The sequence below is a fragment of the Thermohalobaculum sp. genome (genome assembly GCF_058622915.1).
The window spans coordinates 1-5,391 of record NZ_JBZSYN010000128.1 but is presented as its reverse complement, the minus strand read 5'-3'; the positions used below and the strand labels follow the sequence as shown (position 1 = coordinate 5,391).

The 5,391-nt window shown below is 69.3% G+C and carries 4 protein-coding genes; 2 read left to right on the top strand and 2 right to left on the bottom strand.

The window, feature by feature from the left end; translation table 11 throughout:
• Positions 1-35: 35 nt before the first annotated feature.
• Positions 36-755, bottom strand: a complete 720-nt coding sequence (locus tag AC32QD_RS09965) for a hypothetical protein (RefSeq protein ID WP_492010343.1) — start codon at positions 753-755, stop codon at positions 36-38.
• A 262-nt stretch (positions 756-1,017) separates the two neighbouring features.
• Between AC32QD_RS09965 and sbmA the strand changes: the two genes are divergently transcribed.
• The gene (sbmA, locus tag AC32QD_RS09960) at positions 1,018-2,277 is read left to right on the top strand and encodes a peptide antibiotic transporter SbmA (protein ID WP_492010342.1); all 1,260 of its coding nucleotides are present in this window, start codon (positions 1,018-1,020) and stop codon (positions 2,275-2,277) included.
• Positions 2,278-2,319: 42 nt separating this feature from the next.
• On the opposite strand, the gene AC32QD_RS09955 is transcribed toward sbmA, so the two are convergent.
• On the bottom strand, positions 2,320-4,737 hold the full coding sequence (locus AC32QD_RS09955) for a GcvT family protein (RefSeq protein ID WP_492010341.1): 2,418 nt from the start codon (positions 4,735-4,737) through the stop codon (positions 2,320-2,322).
• A gap of 215 nt (positions 4,738-4,952) precedes the next feature.
• Here AC32QD_RS09955 and AC32QD_RS09950 point away from each other — a divergent pair.
• The coding region (locus AC32QD_RS09950) for a hypothetical protein (RefSeq protein WP_492010340.1) at positions 4,953-5,391 on the top strand (439 nt) is incomplete at its 3' end.

Genomic DNA, 5,391 nt, shown 5'->3' with positions numbered 1-5,391 from the left:
GTCGGGGGGGGCGTCGGGCGGGCGTCGGGCGGGGCTCAGGCGCCGGTGGCCGGCGCGAGGGCGCGGGCCGGCGGGGCATCGCCCCCCTGCGAGGTAGCGCCCCCCTGCGAGGTAGCGCCCCCTTGCGGGGCGGTGCCCCCCTGCCGGGCATTGTCCCCCTGCGGGGAGTAGCTCCCCTGCCGGGCATTGTCCCCCTGCGGGGAGTAGCTCCCCTGCCGGGCATCGCGGGCGTCGGGCCACAGGACCTCCCACACCCCGAGGCGGCCGCGCTTGTTCTTGACCAGCTGCCAGCGCTGGCGGGCGGGGCCACCGGGGACGGGCGCGCAGTGCCAGCGGGTCTCGGCGGCGTTGGGGCGCAGGCCGGCCTCGGGCAGGAGGCACAGGCCGCGCCCGCCGCCCGCGCCGGCGGCGAGCTGCAGGCGGCGGCTCTGCGTGAGGTCGGGGGCCTGGGCGAGCTCGGCGACGGCGAGGACCACGGCGCCCGAGCGCAGCGCCTCCTCGGCCGTCTGCAGGAGCGCGCGGGCGCCGGCCGGGCGGGCGAGGACCAGGCGGGCCGGGTCGAGGACGGGCGCGAGGCCCTGGGGGCAGAGCATCTCGGCCCCGCGCCGATCGGCGATCCAGAGCACCGAGCCCGCGAGCCGGCCCGCGAGTGCCGCGGCGAAGGCGCGCCGGGCGGGACCGGTGGCCTCGTGCACCCGGCCGGGGCGGATCAGGGCGAGCTCGGGCTGGCCGGCGAGAGGCGGGGGAGCAGGCATGGGGGTGGACTCCGCCAGGGCAAATGTTCTCCCTTTGTTCTTACTCCGATTCGGCGATCCGGTCCAGAGGGCGGCAGGGGGCGGCAGGGGTCCGCCCGCCCGGGGCGCCGACGCGCCCGGCACCGCCCCTGCGCGCGCAACCTATACAGTTCATTAAAAGACGGAAATATTGCGCCGCGGCCATTTCTTCCCGCGGCCGCTTGGTTAAGTCATGGATCGTCCGGTCCCGGGCGACGCAGGCAAGCCGCGAGGATCATGCAAGATGTTCATCTCGTTCTTTCCGCGACCCCGGCTCTTCATGATCTCCGCCGTGCTGTGGGCCGCCGCGGTGATGGCGTTCTGGTATCTGGGCGGCGAGGCGCTGGGCAGCCGCTTCGGCCTCGGCCCGGCGCCGGCGGGCGCGAAACCCATCATCGGCGTGCGGGTGTTCTGGTCCGAGCCCTTCCTGTGGTTCTACATCGTCTATACCGCGGCGGTGCTGATCTTCGCCGCCTTCTGGGCGCTGTTCGCGCCGCACCGCTGGATGCGCTGGTCGATCCTGGGCTCGGCGCTGATCCTGTTCACCACCTATTTCCAGGTCCAGGTCTCGGTCGCCATCAACAACTGGTACGGCCCGTTCTACGACATGATCCAGGCGGCGCTGTCGAAGTCGCGCCCGGTGAGCGAGGGCGAGTTCTTCGGCTACCTGCTCGACTTCGCGGGCATCGCCTTCGTCGCCGTGGTGGTCTACGTGCTGACCCGCTTCTTCGTTAGCCACTACGTGTTCCGCTGGCGCACGGCGATGAACGACTACTATATGGACAACTGGGGTGGGCTGAGGCTGATCGAGGGTGCGGCGCAGCGCGTGCAGGAGGACACGATGCGCTTCGCCTCGATCTCCGAAGACCTGGGCGTCAACCTGATCAACGCCTTCATGACGCTGATCGCCTTCCTGCCGGTGCTGCTGCGCCTGTCGGTCGACATCACCCAGCTGCCGCTGGTCGGCCACGTGCCCTATGCCCTGGTCGTGGTCGGGATCATCTGGTCGCTGTTCGGCACCACGTTTCTGGCGGTGGTCGGGATCAAGCTGCCGGGGCTGCAGTTCCGCAACCAGCGGGTCGAGGCGGCCTATCGCAAGGAGCTGGTCTATGGCGAGGACCGCGAGGACCGGGCCGATCCGCCGACCGTGGCCGAGCTGTTCGCCAATGTGCGCAGGAACTACTTCCGTATCTATTTCCACTATGCCTATTTCAACGTCGCGCGCATCGTCTACCTGCAGAGCGACAACATCTTTCCCTATGTCGTGCTGGCGCCCACGATCATCTCGGGCACCATCACGCTGGGCATCATGAACCAGATCCTGAACGCCTTCGAGCAGGTCAGGACCTCGTTCCAGTACCTGGTCAACTCCTGGACCACGATCATCGAGCTCACCTCGGTCTACAAGCGCCTGCGCGCCTTCGAGTCGCAGATCACCGGCGGCGACCTGCCCCATATCGACCGCGAGTTTATCGCGCAGGGCCAGGTGGAGGACGCCGGCTGAGCGGGGCGCCGCGGCGCGCGGGGAGCAGGGGCAGCGGGCGGCTCAGCCGCGCATGCGCGTGCCGTCGGGGTCGAACAGCGGCGTGGTGACCAGGCGGGCGGGGCGCATCTCGCCCAGGATCTCGATCTCGACCTCGCGGCCCTCGGCGGTCAGATCGACCGGCAGGAAGCCCAGCGCCACCGACTTGCCCGCCCAGTGGGCGTAGCCGCCCGAGGTGCAGAAGCCGACCACGCGGCCGCCGTGCCAGATCGGCTCGTAGGCCGAGACGTCGGCGTCCGCGGCGTCGACCAGGAAGGCCGAGAGCCGCCGCGCGGGGCCGGCGTCGCGCTCGGCCAGCGCCGCGTCCCGGCCGATAAAGTCGGCCGGCTTGTCGTAGGCGAGGAAGCGGTCGAGGCCGGTCTCGGCGGCGGTGTATTCGGGTTTGAACTCGCGCATCCAGGCGCCGAAGAACTTCTCCAGCCGCAGGCTCATCATGGCGCGCATGCCGAAGGGGCGCAGGCCCAGCTCCTGGCCCGCCGCCACCAGCGTCTCATAGAGCGCGACCTGGTCCTCGGCGGGGACGTAGATCTCGTAGCCCAGATCGCCCGAGTAGGTGACGCGCTGCACCAGCGCGCGGGCGAGCCCGATGTCGTAGTCGCGCGCATCCATGAAGCGCAGGGCCGCGTTCGAGACGTCGCCGCGGGCCACCCGGGCGAGCAGGTCGCGCGCGCGCGGCCCGGCGATCTGGAAGCCCAGCCGGCGGGTGGAGACGTTCTCGACCCGGACGCCCGAGTCGGGCAGGTGGCCGAGGAACCAGCGCATGTGGAAGCTCTGCGCCGCGTAGGATGCGGTGAGCTGGAAGCGGTCCTGGGCCAGCGCGGTGACCGAGAAGTCGCCGATGATGCGGCCCTTGGGGCTGAGCATGGGCGTGAGGCTGATGCGGCCGGGCTTCGGAATGCGCCCGGCCATGATCCGGTCGAGCCAGGCCCGCGCGCCGGGGCCGGTGACCAGATACTTGCCGAAGTTGTGGATCTCGTTGAGGCCGACCGCCTCGCGCACGGCGCGGCATTCCTGGCCGGTCGCCGCGAAGGCGTTGGAGCGGCGGAACGAGGGCGTCTCGTAGGGGGGCTCGCCCTCGGGCGCGAAGTAGTTCACCGCCTCCATGCCATAAGCCGCGCCGAACACGGCGCGGCGCGCCTGCCACAGCGGGTAGGCGGGCGTAGTCTGGAACGGGCGCGCGGCGGGCAGCTCCTCGTTGGGGTAGCTGACCGAGAAGCGGCGCTGGTAGTTCTCGCGCACCTTGGCGCGGGTGTAGGCCGGGGTGATCCAGGGGCCGAAGCGGGCGACGTCCATGGCGAAGACGTCGCGCTCGGGCTCGCCCTCGACCATCCATTGGGCGAGCGCCAGCCCGACCCCGCCGCCCTGGCTGAAGCCCGCCATCACGGCGCAGGCGGACCAGTAGTTGCGCAGGCCCGGCACCGGGCCGACCAGCGGGTTGCCGTCCGGCGCGAAGGTGAAGGGGCCGTTGATGACCTGCTTGATGCCGGCGCGCTCGAGCACGGGGAAGCGGCGGAAGGCGAACTCGACCGAGTCGGAGATGCGGTCGAGGTTGTCCTTGAGGAGCTCGTGGCCGAACTCGGCGGGGGTGCCGTCCTCGGCCCACAGGTCCAAGGTCTGCTCGTAGAAGCCGATCACCAGGCCGCGGCCCTCCTGGCGCAGATAGGACTCGCCCTCGGGGTCCATGACGTGGGGCAGTTCCGAGTCGCGCTCATAGACCTCCGGCGTCTCCTCGGTGACCAGATACTGGTGCTCGACCGGGTGCAGCGGCAGGTAGACGCCGGCCATGGCGCCCACCTCGCGGGCCCACAGCCCGGCGGCGTTGATCAGGTGCTCGGCGATCACGGTGCCGGCTTGGGTGACCACCTCCCAGCTGCCGTCCGCACGGGGGTTGGTCTCGAGCACGGGGGTGCGGAGCACGATCTCGGCGCCGGCGTTGCGCGCGGCGCGGGCATAGGCGTGGGTGGTGCCCGAGGGGTCGAGATGGCCGTCGAGCGGGTCGTAGAGCGCGCCGAGCACGCCCTCGGTGTTGGTGATGGGCGAGCGGGCGCGCACCTCTTCGGGGCCGATGATCTCGGTCTCCAGCCCCATGTAGCGGTGCTTGGCGCGCTCGGCCTTGAGCTGGTCGAGCCGGTCGGGCGTGGTCGCCAGCGTGATGCCGCCGACATGGTGCAGGCCGCAGCTCAGCCCGGTGAGCTCCTCGAGCTCGCGGTAGAGGCGGATGGTATAGCCCTGCAGCGCCGCCATGTTGGTGTCGGCGTTGAGCGTGTGGAAGCCGCCCGCCGCGTGCCAGGTCGAGCCCGAGGTCAGCTCGGAGCGCTCGATCAGCATCACGTCGGTCCAGCCGAGCTTGGTCAGGTGGTAGAGGACCGAGCAGCCGACGACGCCGCCGCCGATCACGACAACACGGGCATGGGTGCGCATGGGGTGGCCCCGCTGGTTGGTGAAGGCTTGGGCGCCGAGCGGAGCCGATGAGGGGGGTGGGCGTCAATGGGAAATTGCCGGGCGGTGGGGGTGCGCGGGGGTGGCGCGCGGGGTGTCCAAATTTGGGCGATGTTATATTTGACAAACCATTAGACAGTGTTCTGAAAGCAACCTCACCGTGGCTCCGCCACGGTCCGAAAAGAAGGAGGTAATGTATGCCTGTGCAGCAATTCGCACCAATGACAAAGGATTTTCCCACTTTTGACTGTGATGCCCACGTCACCGAACCAGCCTGGATTTGGGAACGAGCGAAAGATTGGCTCACTAAGGATGAGCTGGAGGCGCTCAAGACCACCATGTGGTTCGACCAAGAGACCAAACAGCTTATCGTCAATGGTCACGCCGGCGCGGGCATCGGATCCCAGCGCATTGGCGGAACTCCTGGCGTGGTTAACGTGCTCACCTCGGCGGGGCCAGGTTTTAAACACGACATCCAACGCGCCTTGAATGTCCGCAATCTTAACCGCAAGACCGCTCTTACCAAGGAGCAGGTTGACTACGTCGACCATAAAGGCTCCTACGAGCCCAAGGCGCGTCTACGTGATATGGACGTCCAAGGCATTGACCAGGTGATGATTAACCCCACCGACATCG

Bases quoted from the DNA above. Each gene is read 5' to 3' on its own strand.
- AC32QD_RS09965 (WP_492010343.1), bottom strand. From the start codon at position 755: ATGCCTGCTCCCCCGCCTCTCGCCGGCCAGCCCGAGCTCGCCCTGATC.
- sbmA (WP_492010342.1), top strand. From the start codon at position 1,018: ATGTTCATCTCGTTCTTTCCGCGACCCCGGCTCTTCATGATCTCCGCC.
- AC32QD_RS09955 (WP_492010341.1), bottom strand. From the start codon at position 4,737: ATGCGCACCCATGCCCGTGTTGTCGTGATCGGCGGCGGCGTCGTCGGC.